The following is a 16,709-nucleotide window of genomic DNA, read 5'->3' on the forward strand; positions in this document are numbered from 1 at the left end:
TTCGCCTACGTCAACGCCGCGCGGGCCAGAGTGCCGAGACGGCCACCATGACCCAGCCGAGGATCAGGATCAGGCCGCCGCTCGGCGCCGCCATCGGGAAGAGCGGCTGCTGCAGGAACGCCCGGACCGAGAGGTCGCCGGAGAACAGCGCGAGGCCGAGCGCCAGGGCGAAGCCCGCCACGCGGACCACGACCGGGTGGGCGTGACCGCTGCCGGCGAGGAGCGCGAGGGCGAGGAGGGCAGGGGCGTGAAAGAGCAGGAACTGCGCGGCGGTCGCGAGGCTCGTCGCCCCGGCGATGTGGGCGGCCGCGGCCGACAACCCGACGCCGAGGGCGCCGGCGAGGCCGGCGAGCGCCAGGAGCCCTCGGTCGGCCGGCCGCATCACGCGTCCCCGCGCTCGGAGAGCAGCCGGGCGATGCTGGCGCGCAGGTCGGTGACGCCGTCGTCGGTGCGGCTCGAGGTCAGGATGATCTCCGGGTACGCCGCCGGCCGCCGGGCGATCGCCGCCTTCGTCGCGTCGAGGCGGGCCTCGATCTCGTGCTTCTTGAGCGCGTCCGACTTGGTGAGCACGATCTGGTAGGAAACCGCGGCCTTGTCGAGCCCGTCCAGCACCTCGGCGTCGTTCGGCTTGATGCCGTGGCGCGAGTCGATCAGCACGTAGACCCGGGCGAGGTTGGCCCGGCCGCGCAGGTAGGCATGGATCAGCTCGGTCCAGGCCGCGACCTTCGCCTTCTCGACCGCGGCGTAGCCGTAGCCCGGCATGTCGACGAGGACGAGCTTGCCGCCGCCCACGTCGAAGAAGTTGAGCTGCTGGGTGCGCCCCGGCGTGTGCGAGGTGCGCGCCAGCGCGTTGCGGCCGGTGAGCGCGTTGATCAGGCTCGACTTGCCGACGTTGGAGCGGCCCGCGAAGGCGATCTCGTGGCCGCGCATCGGCGGCAGGATCTCGAGCTTGTCGGCGGCGTAGAAGAAATCGGCGGTGCCGGCGAAGAGCAGCCGCCCCGCTTCACGCAGGGCGGCTTCCTTCTCGGCCTCGGTCTGAGGCTGGTCCTGCATCGTGGCCCTCGGCTCAGCTCTTGGCCTTCGCGGCCTTCGGCCGGGAGAACGTCGAGCGCAGGTTGTCCCACAGCTCCACCTTCACCCCGTTGCGCCGCATGATCACGTATTGCTGGATCACCGACAGGGTGTTGTTCCACGCCCAGTAGATCACCAGGCCGGCCGGGAACGAGCCGAGCATGAAGGTGAAGATGATCGGCATGAAGGTGAAGACCTGAGCCTGGACCGGGTCCGGCGGCGTCGGGTTCATCTTCATCTGCACGAACATCGTGATACCCATGATGATGGGCCAGATGCCGAGGTGGAGGAAGTCCGGCGGGGTGTAGGGCAGGAGGCCGAACAGGTTGAACAGCGAGGTCGGGTCCGGCGCCGCGAGGTCGCGGATCCAGCCGAAGAACGGCGCGTGCCGCATCTCGATGGTGACGAACAGCACCTTGTAGAGCGAGAAGAAGACCGGGATCTGCACCAGCACCGGCCAGCAGCCGGCGACCGGGTTGATCTTCTCCTTCTTGTACAGCTCCATCATCGCCTGCTGCTGCTTCACCTTGTCGTCGGCGTAGCGCTCGCGGATGGCGGTCATCTCCGGCTGGACGGCCTTCATCTTGGCCATCGAGACGTAGGAGCGGTTGGCGATCGGCAGGAACAGCAGCTTCAGCAGGAGGGTGACGACCAGGATCGAGACGCCGAAATTGCCGAACAGGTGGTAGAAGAAGTCCAGCGCCTTGAACATCGGCTTGGTGATGAAGTAGAACCACCCCCAATCGATCAGCAGGTCGAAGCGCTTGATGCCGATCGACTTCTCGTAGCCGTCGATGGTGCCGACCTCCTTGGCGCCGGCGAAGAGGTGCTGCTGCGCCTCGATGCTGGCGCCGGGGGCGAGCTGCCTGGCCTCGCCGAGGCTGCTCGCCTGGTAGACCTTGGTGGCGCCCTCGTCGCGCTCGGTGAACGAGCCGGTATAGGGGGTCTTCTGGTCCGGGATCGCGGTCGCGGCCCAGTACTTGTCGGTGATGCCGAGGAAGCCGCCGGTCACGCCGGTCCAGGACTGGCCGCGGGTGCCGGGCGCGCCGAGCGGGTTGTCCTTGGCGAGCTTGTCGTAGGTGACTTCCTGCAGGCCCTTGTCGCCCAAGACGCCGATCATGCCCTCGTGCAAGACGTAGTAGCCCTGCGTGTGCGGCTTGCCCCAGCGCGAGACGAGGCCGTACGGGTAGAGGGTGGCGGCGGTGCCGCCCTTGTTCTCGACCGCGTCGGCGACCGTGAACATGAACTTGTCGTCGACAGAGATGGTGCGGCGGAAGGTGAGGCCGGCGCCGTTGTCCCAGGTCAGGACCAGGGGCTTCTGCGGCGTCAGCACGTCGCCCTCGGCGGTCCATTCGGTGTTGCCGTCCGGCACCTTGGCGCCGCCCTGGCTGACCCAGCCGAACTCGGCGTAGTACGGGTTGGCCGAGCCGGTCGGCGAGAGCAGCACGATGCGCGGCGAGGAATTGTCGACGGTCTCGTGGTAGTTCTTCAGCGACACGTCGTCGATGCGGCCGCCCTTGAGCGCGATCGAACCGGCGAGCGCCGGGGTGTCGATCCGCACCCGGGCCGAGCGGGCGAGCGCCTCCTCGCGGGTCGCCGCGAGCGCCGGGTTGCCGCCGGGCGCGCCCGGCAGGGTTCCGGGCACCGGGGCGGCGGGGCCGCCCTCGCGGGGGCTCGCCGCCGGGCCGTCCTTCGCGGCCTGCGCCTGCTTGGCCGCCTGCTCCTGACGCTGCCGCTCGACCTGCGGCGCGCTGACGAAGTAGTTCCAGCCGAGCAGCACCGCCAGCGACAGCGCCACGGCGATGATCATGTTCGTCTTGTCGTTACCCATGGACCCGCGACGCCTGCCGCCAAAAGAGCGGGACCGAGGGCGGGCCTGGCAGCCCGCTTCCCGGCCCTCACGACCAACACGACGAGGCGATTCCGGCTTCCCGGGATCGCCTCATGAATTCCGTTCCTGCGGCCCCGATACCGGGGCCTTCCCCGGTGCGTCCGGGGCCCGCCTGCCCGATCCCGGCTTGCCCGGATCCGGCCTGCCCAAATCCGGCCGGCCCTTGCCGCGACCCGGCCGCGCGCCCTCAGGCGAGGGCGGCTTCGGCCAGCGCGGCTTCGTCACCACGCCGAGCGCCTGGGCGACATCCTCGACCAGTTGCGCGAAGGGCGCCCCGAGGGCGTCGCGCCGACCGATCAGGACCACGTCCGCCGGCTTGTCCCGCTGCGCCGGACCGGCCTGCTCGGCCGCGAGCCGGGCCGCGACCTTGAGGCGGCGGCGGATCCGGTTGCGCTCGGTCGCGTGGCCCTCGCGCTTCGTCACGGTGAAGCCCACGCGCAAGCCGCCCGGCGGTCCATCGTCCCGCAGGCGGCCCTGTGCCGTCAGACGCTCGGTATGGAAACGGCGGGCCTTGGCCGCCGCCAGATAGTCCGGGCGCCGGGTGATCCGGCCGATCGGCGGCGAAGCACCGGTCATCGCGGCGCTCCGGTCAACGCGGCGCTTGCAGGCACCGCGAGGCGCCTTACGCCGACAGACGCTTGCGGCCGCGGGCGCGGCGGGCGGCGATCACCTTGCGGCCGCCGACGGTGGCCATGCGGGCACGGAAGCCGTGGCGGCGCTTGCGCACGAGCTTCGACGGTTGATAGGTTCTCTTCACGGCTCGTTCTCCGAAGGCCGGGGCCGGCCCTGCGCGTCGCGCTGCCGAGGCCCTCGTGGTCCAGAATGTCTTGGCGAAAGCGAACCGCGCCCGAATGGGGCGCGGTCACGACGCGCCGGTGTATGGCGGAATGGCCCCCGCGAGTCAATCGCGTTAAGGATCGCGCGAGGGGCCCGGCGAGGGGCCAGGGCAGGACGCCCGCACGCAGGGGACGCCGATGTTCGACGATGCCGAGATCCGCAAGCCGGCGCATGCCGCCCACCAGGTCGGCCAGGACCTCGCCGCCCTGTCCGTTTCCGACCTCGACGAGCGGATCGAACTCCTGCGCCGGGAGATCGCCCGGATCGAGGAGGACCGGCGGCGCAAGCAGGCCTCGCAGGAGGCGGCCCGGGCGGTGTTCAAGTTCTGAAGCGGGACGGGACGGGGGCGGCGTGTCCCGTTCCGGGGCAGGGATGCCGTGGCGAAAGGGCGGATGTCTCGCCGATACCGCGCCGCGGGCGACGGCCGGCGGTCCGGGAAAAGGAGACCGGCGCGGGTTCACCCCTCCCCCCTCTGCGGGGGAGGGTGGCCTGCGGAGCAGGCCGGGAGAGAGGGGGCGCCGCTTCCGGAGACGTCGCGACCGTCATGACGGGCGCCACCTGGACCATCGTCGCGCTGCCCCTCTCCCGGCTCACTGCGTTCGCCACCCTCCCCCGCAGAGGGGGGAGGGAACAGGCCAGCGCCCGACCTTCACGGGATTTCTCGCAGTCCGTCCCACCGGCTGTTGCCCCGAGCTCCCTGCGCCGCCACCGCTTTCCCGACTCTGCCCCGGCCCCATTAACCATTTTTTAAGCCTTCCGGGCGATAACCATGTCGGTCCAGCTTTCTGGATGTCGAGTGGTCTCTGTCCACTCTGTTTGATGCCTCCCTGTACGACTCTTTCAGCCGCCCCCCGTGGGCGGCTTTCTTTTTTCCCGCCGCTTCGCCTCGTTAACCACGATTTTCCGGAATTCCTTGGGATCGCCCGTCCCCCGCCCGCGTTGACGTTAAGGTTAATCAATCGTTGACGGCGCGCGATCCGCGTCATGGCGCTATCGTTGCGCCAGACAGCCCGAGCGCACCGTGAATGTCCCGTATCGAGGCGGGACCGGCGTCGCGGTGGCACAGGAGGGATCATGGGCGTGATGGACGTGATGTTTCGGGACGAGCAGCCCACCGTGCGGTTCGGCGAGACCTTCGTGGCCTCCGAGAGCTTCAAGATGCTGTTTCGCGAGGGCATGACCCTCGTGGAGGAGACGGCGGCCTATCTCGACGGTCCCGGCCGCGATGAATCGCGTCTGCTCGCCCGCCACGCCGCCCTGACCTATGCCAGCGAGAGCATGCGGCTCACCACCCGTCTGATGCAGATCGCGTCCTGGCTGCTCGTGCAGCGCGCCGTGTCCGAGGGCGAGCTGAGCCTGAGCGAGGCCGCCGAGGAGAAGACCCGGGTCCGCCTCTCGAATTCCGAGCCGAACGAGGGCGGCGCGGTCCTGATTGCCGAGCTGCCGCTGTCGCTCCAGGCCCTGATCGCCCAGTCGAAGCGCCTGCATGCCCGCATCATCCACCTCGATCGCCTGATCTCCGACGACCGCCCGACCCCGGAGCCGCGGGTGAGCCCGGTCTTCGCCCAGCACGACATGCTGCGGGTGGCGTTCGGCTGACGAGAGCGTCAGGGGAGGGCGCGGCCCTCCCCGGCGTCAAAATCCTGGAAGACCGTCCCGGGGGATCCGGGCACGAAAAAAGCCCCGGCCGCGAGGCCGGGGCTTTTTTCGCGCGAACGAGGCCGCTGCTTACTTCTTGGTGAACGAGATGCCGGCGAAGCGCGAGTTGAAGCGCGACAGGCGGCCGCCGCGGTCCAGCAGCTTCTGCTCGCCGCCGGTCCAGGCCGGGTGCGTGCTCGGGTCGATGTCGAGGTTGAGGGTGTCGCCCTCCTTGCCGTAGGTGGAGCGCGTCATGAACGAGCTGCCGTCGGTCAGCACCACCTTGATGAAGTGGTAGTCCGGGTGCTCGGTCGCGGTGCGGGCCACCTTGGCGACTGCGACCGACTTGCCGGCGGGGATTGCCTGCTTGGCGGCGGGGGCTGCTTGCTTTGCCATGACGAATTCCTACAGAGTGCGACCCGCGCCGAACGCTCCGCTTCGGGCCGCGGCCATTGATCGCGCGTAATCGGATGAGCGGCGGCCTATACCTCACCTCCGTGCGCCAAACAAGCGCCGGCACCCCGGACAGCACGACAGTTCAGATGGCACGTAACGACACTGCCCGTCCCCGCGCCTCCCTCGGGGCCCTGAAGCCCCTCATTCCCTTCGCAGGCCGCTACAAGGGCCGGATCGCCGCCGCGATCGTGGCGCTCGTCGCCGCCTCGGGCGCGACCCTGACGGTGCCGATCGCCGTGCGCCGGGTGGTCGATCTCGGTTTCTCCCACGGAGAGGTCGGGATGATCGACGCCTATTTCGGCGGATTGATCGGGGTGGTGGCCGTGCTCGCCGTCGCCAGCGCCGCCCGCTACTACTGCGTCGTGACGCTCGGCGAGCGGGTGGTGGCGGATCTGCGCGCCGCGGTCTTCTCCCGGCTCACCACCCTCGATCCGGCCTTCTTCGACCGGTCGCGCAGCGGCGAGCTGGTCTCGCGCCTGACCGCCGACGCCGCGCAGGTGAAATCGGTCTTCGGGGTCTCGCTCTCGATCCTCCTGCGCAACCTGTTCCTGTTCGCCGGCGCGGTCGGGATGATGGTCTGGACCAGCCCCCGGCTCTCGGTTCTGGTGCTGGCGGCGATCCCGCTCATCGTCTTCCCGCTGATCCTCTCCGGCCGCGGCGTGCGCCGCCGCTCCCGGGCGGCGCAGGACCGGCTCGCCGACGCCTCGGCCTTCGCCACCGAGGCGGTGGGGTCGGTGCGCACCATGCAGGCCTTCGGCATGGCGCCGGCCACCGCCGCGCGCTTCGCCGCGGCGTCCGAGGAGGCGTTCCTGGCCTCCCGCGGCTCGGCCCGGGCGCGGGCGCTGCTCACCGGCGTGGCGATCTTCCTGATCTCGGCCAGCGTCGTCGGCGTGCTGTGGTACGGCGCGCAAGGGGTGGCCGCCGGCACGATCTCGGCCGGGCAATTGTCGCAATTCGTGCTCTATGCGGTGTTCGGCGCCAGCGCGCTCGGCCAGCTCTCCGAGGTCTACGGCGAACTGACCCTCGCCGCCGGCGCGGCCGAGCGCCTGGGCGAGATCCTCGACACGGTGCCGGTCATCGCCGCGCCGGACCGCCCCCGCCCCCTGCCGGTGCCGCCGCGCGGCGAGATCGCCTTCGCGCAGGTGCGCTTCCACTACCCGACCCGGCCCGAGCACGCGGCGCTCCACGACCTCAGCTTCACGGTGGCGCCGGGTGAGCGCGTGGCCCTCGTCGGGCCGTCGGGCGCCGGCAAGAGCACGGTGCTGCAACTGCTCCTGCGCTTCTACGATCCGGAATCCGGCGAGGTGCGGATCGACGGCGTGCCGGTCGACGCGGTCGAGCCCGATTCCTTGCGCGCCCGCATGGCCCTGGTGCCGCAGGACCCGGTCGTGTTCAGCGGCAGCATCCTCGACAACATCCGCTACGGCCGGCCCGAGGCGACCCAGGCCGAGGTGGAACGCGCCGCCGCCCAGGCGCATGCCGACGGCTTCATCCGCGCCCTGCCGCAGGGCTACGCGACCCTCGTCGGCGAGCGCGGCGTCACCCTCTCGGGCGGCCAGCGCCAGCGCATCGCCATCGCCCGGGCGATCCTCAAGGACGCCCCGATCCTGCTCCTCGACGAGGCGACCTCCGCCCTCGACGCCGAGAGCGAGCGGGCGGTGCAGGCCGCCCTCGACGTGCTGATGAAGGGCCGCACCACCCTGGTCATCGCCCACCGCCTCGCCACTATCCGGGCCGCCGACCGCATCCTGGTGCTGGAGGACGGCCGCATCGCCGAGCAGGGCACCCACGACGCGCTGCTGGCGCGCGGCGGGCTCTATGCCCAGCTGGCGGCGTTGCAGTTCGGGGCCGGGATGGACGCGGCGGGCGAGCGGCAGGTGGCGGAGGCGTAACCCAGGCCGGAGAGCCACCCGGGACCCGGCCACCGGCTATCGCACCCTCCGCGTCGTTCCGGGGCCGCGAAAGCGGCGCCCGGACTCAGGTGCCGCGGCGGGTGGAGAAGGAAGCGGGATGCGCTCCGCTCCTTTCTGAACCTCCTGCGTTTCCGGATCCCGGGCTCCGCTTTCGCGGCCCCGGGATGACCCGGAGGGTGGCAGGATGGTCGGGCGGGAGGACCGAAACCGTGCGATCGGGTTTTTGTCTACCGCTCCGTCAGCTTCATCTCGATCCGCCGGTTGCGGGCATAGGCCTCCTCGCTCGTCCCGACATCGACGGGCTGGAACTCGCCGAAGGCGCCGGCGAGCAGGCGCTGGGGCGGGATGCCCTTTCCGACCAGGTACTGCACGACCGCGATGGCGCGTGCCGCCGACAGCGCCCAGTTCGACGGGAATTGCGAGGAATTGATCGGCCGCGCATCGGTATGGCCGTCGACCCGCAGCACCCACGGGATGTCGGCCGGGATCTGCCGGTTGAGCTCCAGGATCGCGCCGGCGATCCGGTCGATCTCCGGCCCGGCCTCGGGCTTGAGCACCGCCTGGCCGGCGGAGAACAGCACCTCGGATTGCAAGACGAAGCGGTCGCCGACGATGCGGATGTCGGGGCGGTTGCCGAGGATCTGGCGCAGGCGCCCGAAGAAATCCGAGCGGTAGCGCGCGAGTTCCTGCACCCGTTGCGCCAGAGCCACGTTGAGGCGGCTGCCGAGGTCGGCGATGCGGGCCTGGCTCTCGCGGTCCCGGGTCTCGGACGCCGCGAGCGCGTCCTCCAGCGCCGCGAGCTGCTGGCGCATCGCCGCGATCTGCTGGTTCAGGAGATCGACCTGGTTGAGCGCCCGGGTGGCGGCACCCTTCTCGGCGTCGAGCTGGCGGCCGAGCTCGGCCGCCTTGCCCTCCGCGCCCTGGCCGCTGGCGAGCAGGTCCTGCAACCGCTTGCGCTCGGCCTCGGAGCCCTGGAGGTTCGCCCGCAGGGACGCGGCGCTCTCCTCCATCGCCCGCTTGCCCGAGCGCTCCAGCGCCAGCAGGTCGGTGAGTTCGGAGATCTGCCGGTTGAGCCGTTCCAGCACCGTGTCGCGGCCCGACAATTCCTGCGACAGGAAGAACTGGCCCGTGACGAAGATGGTGAGCAGGAAGACGACCGAGAGCAGCAGCGTCGTCAGCGCGTCGACGTAGCCGGGCCAGACATTGAGGGCGCGGTCGCGCCGGACGAGGCGGCCGGCCATCAGGGACTCATACCAATGGCCCAAGATGCTGACGCATCGGGCCATTGAGCCATCTCGAATTGTCTATGCCAAGCCAGAGGCTTGACGAAAATTCGAGAACGGAACCAAAGGTCGTTTCCAACAACCGTTGGTATCACTCCACCGTCTCGACTCACTCCACCTTCTCCCTGGCGAGGCGGTCGAGCACCTGCTTCAGCTCGCGCTCGCGGTTGGCCTGCGCCTCGACCCAGTCGCGGATCATCTGCTGCTCGGCCCGCATGTGCTGGACGAGGCCCTGGATGCCCTCGGCGAGGTTCGCCATCGCCTGGGTGCTGGCCCGACCATGCGCCGTGCTGTCGCCGACGAGGGTGCCGAGCCGCGTCATCGCGTCGGCGATGTCCTTGAGCACCGCGTCGCCCCGCGGCGGAGGCTCGGGCGGGCGCGGGGGAGCGGGGAGGGCCGCCGCCGCCGGCACCGTGACGGGAACCGGCACCGGGGCCGGCGCCGGGCCGGCGGCGGTGACGAGCCAGTCCTCGAGCTCGTTGTAGAACCGGTTATGGGCCTGCCCCGCCTGGAGGTCGAGGAAGCCGATCACCAGGGAGCCGGCGAGGCCGAACAAGGAGGCCGAGAAGGCGAGGCCGATGCCAGACAGCGGCACCGCGAGGCCGCTCTTCAATTCGTCGAACATCACCGCCGCGTCGCCGCCGCCGGCCCGCATCGACCGGATCACGCCGCCGACCGCCGACAGCGTGTCGATCAGGCCCCAGAAGGTGCCGAGCAGGCCGAGCAGGATCAGGAGGCCGCCGATATAGCGCAGGATCTCGCGCCCCTCGTCGAGCCGCGAGGCCACGCTGTCGAGGAGCGGCTGGAACTGCCCTTGCGGGTGCGGACGCCCGGCCCGCGCCTCCCGGAGCGCGGGCGCCAGGGCGCCGAGCACCCGCGGCGTGCCGGGATCGGCGGCGCCGGTGGCGGTGCGGTTGGCGAAGCGCACCTCGCGGAACAGGCGCTGCACCTGCCCGAAGGCCATGATGATGGCGATCAGCGTCGCGCCGAGGATCAGGCCGTTGAGGCCCGGATTGGCCATGAAGGCCGGCACGATCTGGCGATAGAGCACGAAGGCCAGGAAGCCGGCCAGCGTCAGGAACACCACCATGCGGACGAGGTAGATCCGCGGCGATGTCAGGGGAGGGGACGCTGCGCTCGCCGCCATCGCGGGCCGTACTCACTGTCGCGGGGTCACCCCCTGCCTCGCGTGGCGGGGGCCGCCCGCACTGTGCCGGGTGCGGCTTGGCCGATCAAGCCGAAGCCTCGGGAGTGCCCGGGGGATCTTTGGGTGAGTCCAAAGGATTCAGTCCCAGTGCCGCGGCCAGGTTTCCTCGAGATGCGGCCCGAGCCGCACCGGGCTCACCCGCCGGGCGAGGCCGGTGGCGTCGTCGGTCTCGACCGCGATGCCGCAGAGCGTGCCCTCGCCGGTCGCGGCCTCGAGCCGGCTGCCGGGCGTCTTCTGCAGGAAGCGGCGCACCGGCTCGTCCTTCTGCATGCCCAGCACCGAATCGTAGTCGCCGCACATGCCGACATCCGACATGTAGGCGGTGCCGCCCGGCAGGATGCGGTGGTCGGCGGTCGGCACGTGGGTGTGGGTGCCGACGACGAGGCTCGCCCGTCCGTCGAGGAACCAGCCGAAGGCCTCCTTCTCGCTCGTCGCCTCGGCGTGGACGTCGACGATCACCGCGTCGGCGGCGTCGCGCAAGGGGCAGGCCGACAACTCGCGCTCGGCCGCCGCGAAGGGGTCGTCGAGGGGATCGAGGAAGATCCGCCCCATCACGTTGACGACGAGGACCCGGGCGCCCGCCCGCGTCTCCACCACCGTGGCGCCGCGGCCCGGCGTGCCGGGCGGGTAGTTCGCCGGGCGCACGAGGCGCGGCTGGCGGGCGATGAACACCATCGCCTCGCGCTGGTCGAAGGAGTGGTTGCCGAGCGTCACCGCGTCGGCGCCGGCATTGATCAGTTCGTCACAGATGCTCTCGGTGATGCCGAAGCCGCCGGCGGCGTTCTCGCCGTTGATCACCACGCAGTCGAGGCGCCAGCGCTCGCGCAGGGCCGGCAAGCGCTCGCTCACCGCCAGGCGGCCCGGCCGGCCGACGATGTCGCCGAGGAAGAGGAGGCGCATGGCGGGGTTCAGTCTCCGGTGGGGTGGATCAGGCCCGCCTCGGTGACGATCGCGTCGAGGGGCCTGTCGTGCGGGCCGTCCGGCACGCGGGGGGTTTCCTGGGCCGAAAAGGCGATGCCGAGGGCGAGCGCAGGCACAGGTGCGTCGAGGCGCGCCAGCGCCCGGTCGTAATAGCCCTTGCCGTAGCCGATGCGGTGGCCGCGCCGGTCGAAGGCGGCGAGCGGCACCAGCAGCACGCGGGGATCGACGATCCGTGCGTCGGGCCCGGGCTCGCTCAGGCCGAACCCGCCGGGGCTGAGCGCGTCGCCCTCGGCGGCGAGGCGGAACACCAGCCCGTCCGGCGTGACCTGCGGCAGGGCCACGGCCTGCCCGCGGGCGCGCAAACGCGCGATCAGCGGCCGCAGGTCGACCTCGCTGCGGATCGGCCAATAGGCCGAGACCACGTCGGCCCTCGCCACCTCGGGAAGGGACAGGATCGTCTCGGCGATGCGGCGGGAGGCGTCCTCGCGGGCCTCGACCGCCAGCCCGTCCCGCCGCGCCAGGGCGGCTTTGCGCAAGGCGGCCTTGTCCGGGGGAGCGGGGGAAACGTCCGTCGTCATGTCAGTCCAGCGCGGAGCCACGAGAGCCGTTGGAGAATCGATCCCGGGAAACCTACGAAGTAGGTGGGCGCCGTTATGCCCCGGTCCACGGACCAGGGCAGTGACAGCTCCCGAGGGAGTCGATAAGGCCCCGGGGATATTGTCTCCTGACGAGAGCCGCAGCCCCGCCGACCCATGTAGCGCTGCCGAGGCGGTTGCGAAAGGGGGCGGATGGGGGATTCGGAGCCGAGGGGCGCAGCGAGGGTGGGGGCTGCATCTCGCTCGACCGCGGCGTCGAAACTATCCCGCCCGCGACCTCATCCTGAGGTGTCAGTCGATCGCAGATCGACTGACCTCGAAGGAGGGCTCCAGAAGCCTCGGTGCTCTCTGGAGCCCTCCTTCGAGGCTCCCTTCCGGTCGCACCTCAGGATGAGGTCGCAGGTTGGAGTGTCTTTACGATGCGATCTGACTCAAGCCTCATCGGATGAACTAGCAGATGCTCAACAACCTCTCCAGGACCCCATGAGCCCACAAGCCGTCCTTGCCCCCGTCTTCGTCCAGGTACTGTTGACCTTCTGCCTGCTGCTCTGGACCGGACGGGTGCGCTTCGCCGCGGCGCGGGCCGGCGCCGTGAAGCTCAAGGACATCTCGCTCGGCGAGCGCAGCTGGCCGGCGCCGGTGCAGCAGGTCTCGAACGCCTTCGCCAACCAGTTCGAACTGCCGGTGCTGTTCTACGTCCTGACCGGCTTCGCGCTCGCGACGGGGAAGGCCGATCACCTCTTCGTCGGCCTCGCCTGGCTGTTCGTGCTGACCCGGCTCGTCCATGCGGGGATCTACGCCACGAGCAACGTGGTGATCCGGCGCTTCCAGGCCTTTCTCGCCGGGGCGATCGTCCTGATGGCGATGTGGGCGATCTTCGCCGTCAGGATCCTCCTCGCCTGAAGCCGGCTTCTCGCCATCCCGGCGCGAGGAGGGTAAGGGGCACGCAGCGTCTCTCACGAAACTCCCGGCCACCATCGTCGCTGGCGGTAGCGGCGCCGGTGCGGCGGGAGTGTCGCGAGGACATTCAGTAGCGCGGGGCCCGCGGCGGCGGGTTGCCGTATTCGAGCTGCGTCTTGGCATCGTAGGGCCGGGGCGGCGGCGGGGTGAGGTCGACGGCCGGGCCGCCGGGGCGGTGGCGCAGGCGCCGGCCGCCAGCGCGATCAGGCCGGCGAGACTCACGGCGAGGGCGGACGGGATGGAACGACGGATCATGCGAGCGGGTCTCCGGCTCAACGAGGGGAACGGCCAAGGCTTCGCGACGCGCCTGGCCGAAAGCTTGGCCGGGATGGGCCGGTCCCGCGGCGCTGGCGTGGCGGTTTCGCGATGACCCCCGGCGCCCGCCTCTCCGCCGCCATCGAGGTCCTGGCCGACATCGCCGAGCGCCGCCGCCCGGTGGCCGATGCCCTGAAGGATTGGGGCCTCGCCCACCGCTTCGCCGGCTCCGGCGACCGCGCCACCATCGCGACGCTGGTCTACGACGCGTTGCGCCGTCGCGCCTCCTCCGCCTGGATCATGGGTGCGGACAGCCCGCGCGCGACGCTGATCGGCTCGCTGCGGCTCCAGCGCGGCCTCGCGGCCCGGACGGTCGCGGAACTGTTCACCGGCGAGCGCTTCGCGCCCGCCCCCCTCACCGAGGCCGAGCGGACGCGGCTCGAGACCGGGACGCTCGCCGACGCTCCGGTCCACGTCGCCGGCGACGTGCCCGAATGGGTGGTGCCGTCCCTCGAGAACGCTCTGGGCGACGACCTCCTGCCCGAATTGCGGGCGCTCGCCCGCCGCGCGCCCCTCGACATTCGGGTCAACACCCTCAAGGCGACCCGCCCCGGCACGGCCGAGGCGCTGGCCCATCTCGCCCCCGAGCCGACGCCGCTCTCGCCGGACGGCCTGCGGGTGCCGCTCGGCGAGGATGGCCGCGGGCCGGCGCTCCACGTCGAGCCGGAATTCCTGGACGGCTGGTTCGAGATCCAGGACGAGGGCTCGCAGCTCGCCGCCCGGCTCTCCGGGGCGGGTCCCGGCATGACCGTGATCGACCTCTGCGCCGGCGGCGGCGGCAAGACCCTGGCGCTGGCCGCCCTGATGAACGATCAGGGCCGGCTGATCGCCACCGACGGCGACCCGCGGCGCCTCGCGCCGATCCACGAGCGCCTGCGCCGGGCCGGCGCCACGGCGGAGGTGCGCACGCCCCGCGGCGGCAAAGGACGGCCTGACGTGCTGACCGACCTCGACGGGACCGCCGACCTCGTCCTCGTCGATGCGCCCTGCACCGGCTCGGGCACCTGGCGGCGCAACCCGGACGCCAAGTGGCGCCTGCGCCCCGGCAGCCTCGCCACCCGGGTGGCCGAGCAGGAGGCGGTGCTCGACCGCGCCGCGCGGCTGGTGCGGCCGGGCGGTCGGATCGTCTACGTCACCTGCTCGCTCCTGCCGGAGGAGAACGATGCGGCCGTGGCCGGGCTCGTCGGCCGGCGCGACGACATCGCGCCCCGGCCCCTCGACCTGCCCGACGCCGTCGCCACCAGGGTCCGCCGCACCGCCCACGGCATCCAGATGACCCCGGAGCGGACCGGGACCGACGGCTTCTACGTCGCGCTCCTGGAGCGCGGGCCGGACCATTCCTGAACCCGGCGCCGCGCATCGCCCGGCCGACCCGGTACTTTTCTGCCGTGCATCGGCGGCAGCTTGGCGTATGCAGGGCGGACGAGGGGTCGTCCCGCGGTCCGATCGAGCCTCGTGCGATCGGGTCTCGGGGCCGGGGTCTTCGGGAGCTGGGTCGCGGTCATCGGGCGTATCGGACGGTCGGCATGGCGCTGCATCGCAGGACGTTGCTCACGGGAACGGCCGCCCTCGCCCTCGCGCCCGCCGCCGCGCAGGAGCGGCCGGCGGGCGCGCCGCCACCGTTGGACGGAACACCCCCGGAGCGGCCGCGGGAGACACCATCGGGGCACGATGCGCCGCCGGAGACCGCGCCCGGTGCCGCCCTGGAGGTGATGCCGCTCTGGCCCGGCCAGCCGCCGGGGGGCGGCGGGCCCGGTTCGGACGGGCCGCGCTTCGACGAGAGCCGCGAGGGCGTGGTCACCGGCGTCGCCGAGCCCTGCCTGCTGGTGATGCGCCCGGCGCGGCCGACCGGGAGCGCGATGGTGATCGCCGCCGGGGGCGGCTATCGCCGCATCGATCTCGGCCACGAGGCGGTGCCGGTCGGGCGCTGGCTGAACAGCTTAGGCGTCACCGCCTTCGCGCTGGTCTACCGCCTGCCCGGCGAGGGCTGGGCGGCGGGGGCCGACGCGCCGATCCAGGACGCCCTGCGGGCGACGCGCCTGGTGCGGGCCCGGGCCCGGCGCTACGGCTACGAGCCGAACCGGGTCGGGGTCATGGGCTTCTCGGCCGGCGGCCACCTGATGGGGTCGGCCAGCACCCGCTTCGCCGCGCCACTGTACAAGCCCGTGGATGAGGACGACGCGGTCTCGGCCCGGCCCGACGTCGCGGCGCTGATCTATCCGGTCATCACCCTGAAACCGCCCTTCGACCGCACCTCGAGCCGCCGCGTCCTCGTCGGCGACAGCCCGACCCGCGTCGCCACCGAGGCCTATTCGGTCGAGACCCGCGTCCCGCCCGAGACCCCGCCGACCTTCCTGGCCCAGGCCGCGGACGACCCGATCGCCGTCGTCGACAACTCGCTCCTGATGTTCTCGGCGCTCCGGGCCGTCGAGGTGCCGGTGGAGATGCATCTGTTCGAGCGCGGCGGCCACGGCTTCAACCTCGGCGTGCCGGGGTCGCCGGCCGCGGCCTGGCCGGGCCTGTTCGCCACCTGGGCGAGGCGGCGGGGGTTCATCCGGTTGTGAGAGACCGGGGTTTCGAACGCCTGCTCGCATCATGGCCAAAGAGCCATACCCATTCTTCCAATCTCGATTGACACGGCCTCCGGCCACGCCGCATCATCGCGCCCGTGACCGACCCTCTGCCCCCCGACCCGAACCTCTCCGCTCCCCTCGGCCATCTGGAGGGCGAGTCTCCGCCCGCCCCCGACTGGTTCCGGGACGCGGTCGCCGCCGCACCGGAGATCGGGCGCGTCACGGTGAAGGGCGCGTGCCTCGAGACCTTCGCGTGGGGCCGGCGCGGGCGACCGGGGCTGCTGCTCCTGCACGGCAACGGGGCCCATGCGGGCTGGTGGCGCTTCATCGCGCCGTATCTCGCGGAGGATTACCGGGTGGCGGCCCCGTCCTGGTCCGGCATGGGCGGCTCGGACTGGCGCGAGACCTACGACCTCGACACCTTCGCCGACGAGATCGAGGCGGTGGCGCGGGAGACCGGCCTGTTCGATGCCGGGATGCCCGTGATGGTCGGCCATTCCTTCGGCTGCTTCCCGATGCTGACCGAGGCGGGGCGGGAGGCCGGGCGCTGGCGCGGCGCCGTGATCGTCGATCCGCCGATCTTCTCCCCCGAGCGCCGCACCGGCCGCCGGCGCGAGGACGGGCGCTTCGCGCATCACCGGGTCTACCCGACCCTGGAAGCGGCTCTGGCGCGATTCCGCTTCGCGCCGATGCAGCCCTGCGACGCGCTCTACATCGCCGACCTGATCGCCCGCGAATCGCTGAAGGAGGTGGCGGGCGGCTGGAGCTGGCGCTTCGACCCGTCGCTCTGGGCCCGCCTCGCCCTGCCGGACCGGGCCGCGATGGTGACGGGAGCGCGCTGCCCGCTGGCGCTCGTCACCGGCGCCCGCTCGGACCTGATGCGCCCGGCCGATGCGGCCTATGTCCAGGGCCTGCTGCCGCCGGGCTCACCCCGGATCGACCTGCCGGAGGCCTATCATCACGTGATGGTCGACCAGCCGCTCGCCTTCGTGGCGGCGCTCCGGACGCTGCTGGCGCTCTGGCCGAACTGAAGAAGGGCGGCCCCACG

Annotated in this window: 17 protein-coding genes, 1 other RNA gene and 1 pseudogene; 7 read left to right on the forward strand and 12 right to left on the reverse strand. The window is 71.7% G+C overall.

What is annotated here, in order from left to right; translation table 11 throughout:
- Nucleotides 1-10 precede the first annotated feature (10 nt).
- The 5 genes from F1D61_RS21420 to rpmH all read right to left on the reverse strand — a co-directional run bounded on the left by F1D61_RS21420 (nt 11) and on the right by rpmH (nt 3,719).
- Nucleotides 11-382 (reverse strand): DUF423 domain-containing protein, encoded by a 372-nt coding sequence (locus tag F1D61_RS21420; protein ID WP_203153994.1) that lies wholly within the window; start codon nt 380-382, stop codon nt 11-13.
- Nucleotides 382-1,053 carry a ribosome biogenesis GTP-binding protein YihA/YsxC gene (gene yihA / locus F1D61_RS21425; RefSeq protein ID WP_203153996.1) on the reverse strand — a complete coding sequence of 224 codons (672 nt, stop codon included), beginning with the start codon at nt 1,051-1,053 and terminating at the stop codon, nt 382-384. The genes F1D61_RS21420 and yihA overlap by 1 nt, the downstream gene beginning before the upstream one ends.
- A 13-nt stretch (nt 1,054-1,066) precedes the next feature.
- On the reverse strand, nt 1,067-2,902 hold the full coding sequence (yidC, locus tag F1D61_RS21430; RefSeq protein ID WP_203153998.1) for a membrane protein insertase YidC: 1,836 nt from the start codon (nt 2,900-2,902) through the stop codon (nt 1,067-1,069).
- 111 nt (nt 2,903-3,013) lie between these two features.
- Entirely contained in the window at nt 3,014-3,538 is a 525-nt protein-coding gene (locus F1D61_RS21435) for a ribonuclease P protein component (protein WP_203154000.1), read from the reverse strand.
- A 46-nt stretch (nt 3,539-3,584) separates the two neighbouring features.
- Nucleotides 3,585-3,719, reverse strand: coding sequence for a 50S ribosomal protein L34 (gene rpmH, locus F1D61_RS21440; RefSeq protein WP_010300405.1), 135 nt, complete (start codon nt 3,717-3,719; stop codon nt 3,585-3,587).
- Between the two features lie 217 nt (nt 3,720-3,936).
- Here rpmH and F1D61_RS21445 point away from each other — a divergent pair, with 217 nt between their 5' ends.
- Both F1D61_RS21445 and F1D61_RS21450 read left to right on the forward strand, forming a co-directional pair.
- Nucleotides 3,937-4,128, forward strand: a complete 192-nt coding sequence (locus F1D61_RS21445) for a DUF1192 domain-containing protein (protein WP_203154002.1) — start codon at nt 3,937-3,939, stop codon at nt 4,126-4,128.
- A 745-nt stretch (nt 4,129-4,873) separates the two neighbouring features.
- On the forward strand, nt 4,874-5,398 hold the full coding sequence (locus tag F1D61_RS21450; protein WP_203154003.1) for a DUF1465 family protein: 525 nt from the start codon (nt 4,874-4,876) through the stop codon (nt 5,396-5,398).
- A 129-nt stretch (nt 5,399-5,527) separates the two neighbouring features.
- On the opposite strand, the gene rpmE is transcribed toward F1D61_RS21450, so the two are convergent.
- A complete protein-coding gene (rpmE, locus tag F1D61_RS21455) occupies nt 5,528-5,764 on the reverse strand; it encodes a 50S ribosomal protein L31 (RefSeq protein ID WP_432443317.1) in 237 nt (78 codons plus the stop codon).
- Between the two features lie 215 nt (nt 5,765-5,979).
- On the opposite strand from rpmE, the gene F1D61_RS21460 reads away from it, so the two are divergent.
- Nucleotides 5,980-7,785 carry an ABC transporter transmembrane domain-containing protein gene (locus F1D61_RS21460; protein WP_203154013.1) on the forward strand — a complete coding sequence of 602 codons (1,806 nt, stop codon included), beginning with the start codon at nt 5,980-5,982 and terminating at the stop codon, nt 7,783-7,785.
- 248 nt (nt 7,786-8,033) lie between these two features.
- On the opposite strand, the gene F1D61_RS21465 is transcribed toward F1D61_RS21460, so the two are convergent.
- The 5 genes from F1D61_RS21465 to ssrS all read right to left on the reverse strand — a co-directional run bounded on the left by F1D61_RS21465 (nt 8,034) and on the right by ssrS (nt 11,963).
- A complete protein-coding gene (locus F1D61_RS21465; RefSeq protein WP_203154015.1) occupies nt 8,034-9,047 on the reverse strand; it encodes a peptidoglycan -binding protein in 1,014 nt (337 codons plus the stop codon).
- A gap of 151 nt (nt 9,048-9,198) precedes the next feature.
- Entirely contained in the window at nt 9,199-10,236 is a 1,038-nt protein-coding gene (locus tag F1D61_RS21470) for a MotA/TolQ/ExbB proton channel family protein (protein ID WP_203154017.1), read from the reverse strand.
- A gap of 138 nt (nt 10,237-10,374) precedes the next feature.
- On the reverse strand, nt 10,375-11,196 hold the full coding sequence (locus tag F1D61_RS21475) for a TIGR00282 family metallophosphoesterase (protein WP_203154019.1): 822 nt from the start codon (nt 11,194-11,196) through the stop codon (nt 10,375-10,377).
- Between the two features lie 8 nt (nt 11,197-11,204).
- Nucleotides 11,205-11,795 (reverse strand): 5-formyltetrahydrofolate cyclo-ligase, encoded by a 591-nt coding sequence (locus F1D61_RS21480; RefSeq protein WP_203154021.1) that lies wholly within the window; start codon nt 11,793-11,795, stop codon nt 11,205-11,207.
- 10 nt (nt 11,796-11,805) lie between these two features.
- Nucleotides 11,806-11,963: non-coding RNA, 6S RNA (ssrS, locus tag F1D61_RS21485), on the reverse strand.
- Nucleotides 11,964-12,296: 333 nt separating this feature from the next.
- Here ssrS and F1D61_RS21490 point away from each other — a divergent pair.
- Entirely contained in the window at nt 12,297-12,716 is a 420-nt protein-coding gene (locus tag F1D61_RS21490) for an MAPEG family protein (protein ID WP_203154024.1), read from the forward strand.
- 124 nt (nt 12,717-12,840) lie between these two features.
- On the opposite strand, the pseudogene F1D61_RS21495 reads toward F1D61_RS21490, so the two are convergent.
- A pseudogene (locus F1D61_RS21495) lies at nt 12,841-13,028 on the reverse strand (hypothetical protein).
- Nucleotides 13,029-13,139: 111 nt separating this feature from the next.
- Between F1D61_RS21495 and F1D61_RS21500 the strand changes: the two are divergent.
- The 3 genes from F1D61_RS21500 (at nt 13,140) to F1D61_RS21510 (ending at nt 16,692) form a co-directional block, all read left to right on the forward strand.
- Nucleotides 13,140-14,432, forward strand: a complete 1,293-nt coding sequence (locus F1D61_RS21500) for an RsmB/NOP family class I SAM-dependent RNA methyltransferase (RefSeq protein WP_203154026.1) — start codon at nt 13,140-13,142, stop codon at nt 14,430-14,432.
- Between the two features lie 182 nt (nt 14,433-14,614).
- Nucleotides 14,615-15,652 carry an alpha/beta hydrolase gene (locus F1D61_RS21505; RefSeq protein WP_203154027.1) on the forward strand — a complete coding sequence of 346 codons (1,038 nt, stop codon included), beginning with the start codon at nt 14,615-14,617 and terminating at the stop codon, nt 15,650-15,652.
- A 104-nt stretch (nt 15,653-15,756) separates the two neighbouring features.
- Nucleotides 15,757-16,692, forward strand: coding sequence for an alpha/beta fold hydrolase (locus tag F1D61_RS21510; protein ID WP_203154029.1), 936 nt, complete (start codon nt 15,757-15,759; stop codon nt 16,690-16,692).
- The last annotated feature ends 17 nt before the right edge of the window (nt 16,693-16,709 follow it).

The organism is Methylobacterium aquaticum, assembly GCF_016804325.1.
In the GTDB taxonomy this organism is placed as follows: Bacteria; Pseudomonadota; Alphaproteobacteria; order Rhizobiales; family Beijerinckiaceae; genus Methylobacterium; species Methylobacterium aquaticum_C.

What these genes read in the sequence shown, in the direction of transcription:
- F1D61_RS21420 (WP_203153994.1), bottom strand. Translation starts at nt 382, where the DNA reads ATGCGGCCGGCCGACCGAGGGCTCCTGGCGCTCGCCGGCCTCGCCGGC.
- yihA (WP_203153996.1), bottom strand. Translation starts at nt 1,053, where the DNA reads ATGCAGGACCAGCCTCAGACCGAGGCCGAGAAGGAAGCCGCCCTGCGT.
- yidC (WP_203153998.1), bottom strand. Translation starts at nt 2,902, where the DNA reads ATGGGTAACGACAAGACGAACATGATCATCGCCGTGGCGCTGTCGCTG.
- F1D61_RS21435 (WP_203154000.1), bottom strand. Translation starts at nt 3,538, where the DNA reads ATGACCGGTGCTTCGCCGCCGATCGGCCGGATCACCCGGCGCCCGGAC.
- F1D61_RS21445 (WP_203154002.1), top strand. Translation starts at nt 3,937, where the DNA reads ATGTTCGACGATGCCGAGATCCGCAAGCCGGCGCATGCCGCCCACCAG.
- F1D61_RS21450 (WP_203154003.1), top strand. Translation starts at nt 4,874, where the DNA reads ATGGGCGTGATGGACGTGATGTTTCGGGACGAGCAGCCCACCGTGCGG.
- F1D61_RS21460 (WP_203154013.1), top strand. Translation starts at nt 5,980, where the DNA reads ATGGCACGTAACGACACTGCCCGTCCCCGCGCCTCCCTCGGGGCCCTG.
- F1D61_RS21465 (WP_203154015.1), bottom strand. Translation starts at nt 9,047, where the DNA reads ATGGCCGGCCGCCTCGTCCGGCGCGACCGCGCCCTCAATGTCTGGCCC.
- F1D61_RS21470 (WP_203154017.1), bottom strand. Translation starts at nt 10,236, where the DNA reads ATGGCGGCGAGCGCAGCGTCCCCTCCCCTGACATCGCCGCGGATCTAC.
- F1D61_RS21475 (WP_203154019.1), bottom strand. Translation starts at nt 11,196, where the DNA reads ATGCGCCTCCTCTTCCTCGGCGACATCGTCGGCCGGCCGGGCCGCCTG.
- F1D61_RS21480 (WP_203154021.1), bottom strand. Translation starts at nt 11,795, where the DNA reads ATGACGACGGACGTTTCCCCCGCTCCCCCGGACAAGGCCGCCTTGCGC.
- F1D61_RS21490 (WP_203154024.1), top strand. Translation starts at nt 12,297, where the DNA reads ATGAGCCCACAAGCCGTCCTTGCCCCCGTCTTCGTCCAGGTACTGTTG.
- F1D61_RS21500 (WP_203154026.1), top strand. Translation starts at nt 13,140, where the DNA reads ATGACCCCCGGCGCCCGCCTCTCCGCCGCCATCGAGGTCCTGGCCGAC.
- F1D61_RS21505 (WP_203154027.1), top strand. Translation starts at nt 14,615, where the DNA reads ATGGCGCTGCATCGCAGGACGTTGCTCACGGGAACGGCCGCCCTCGCC.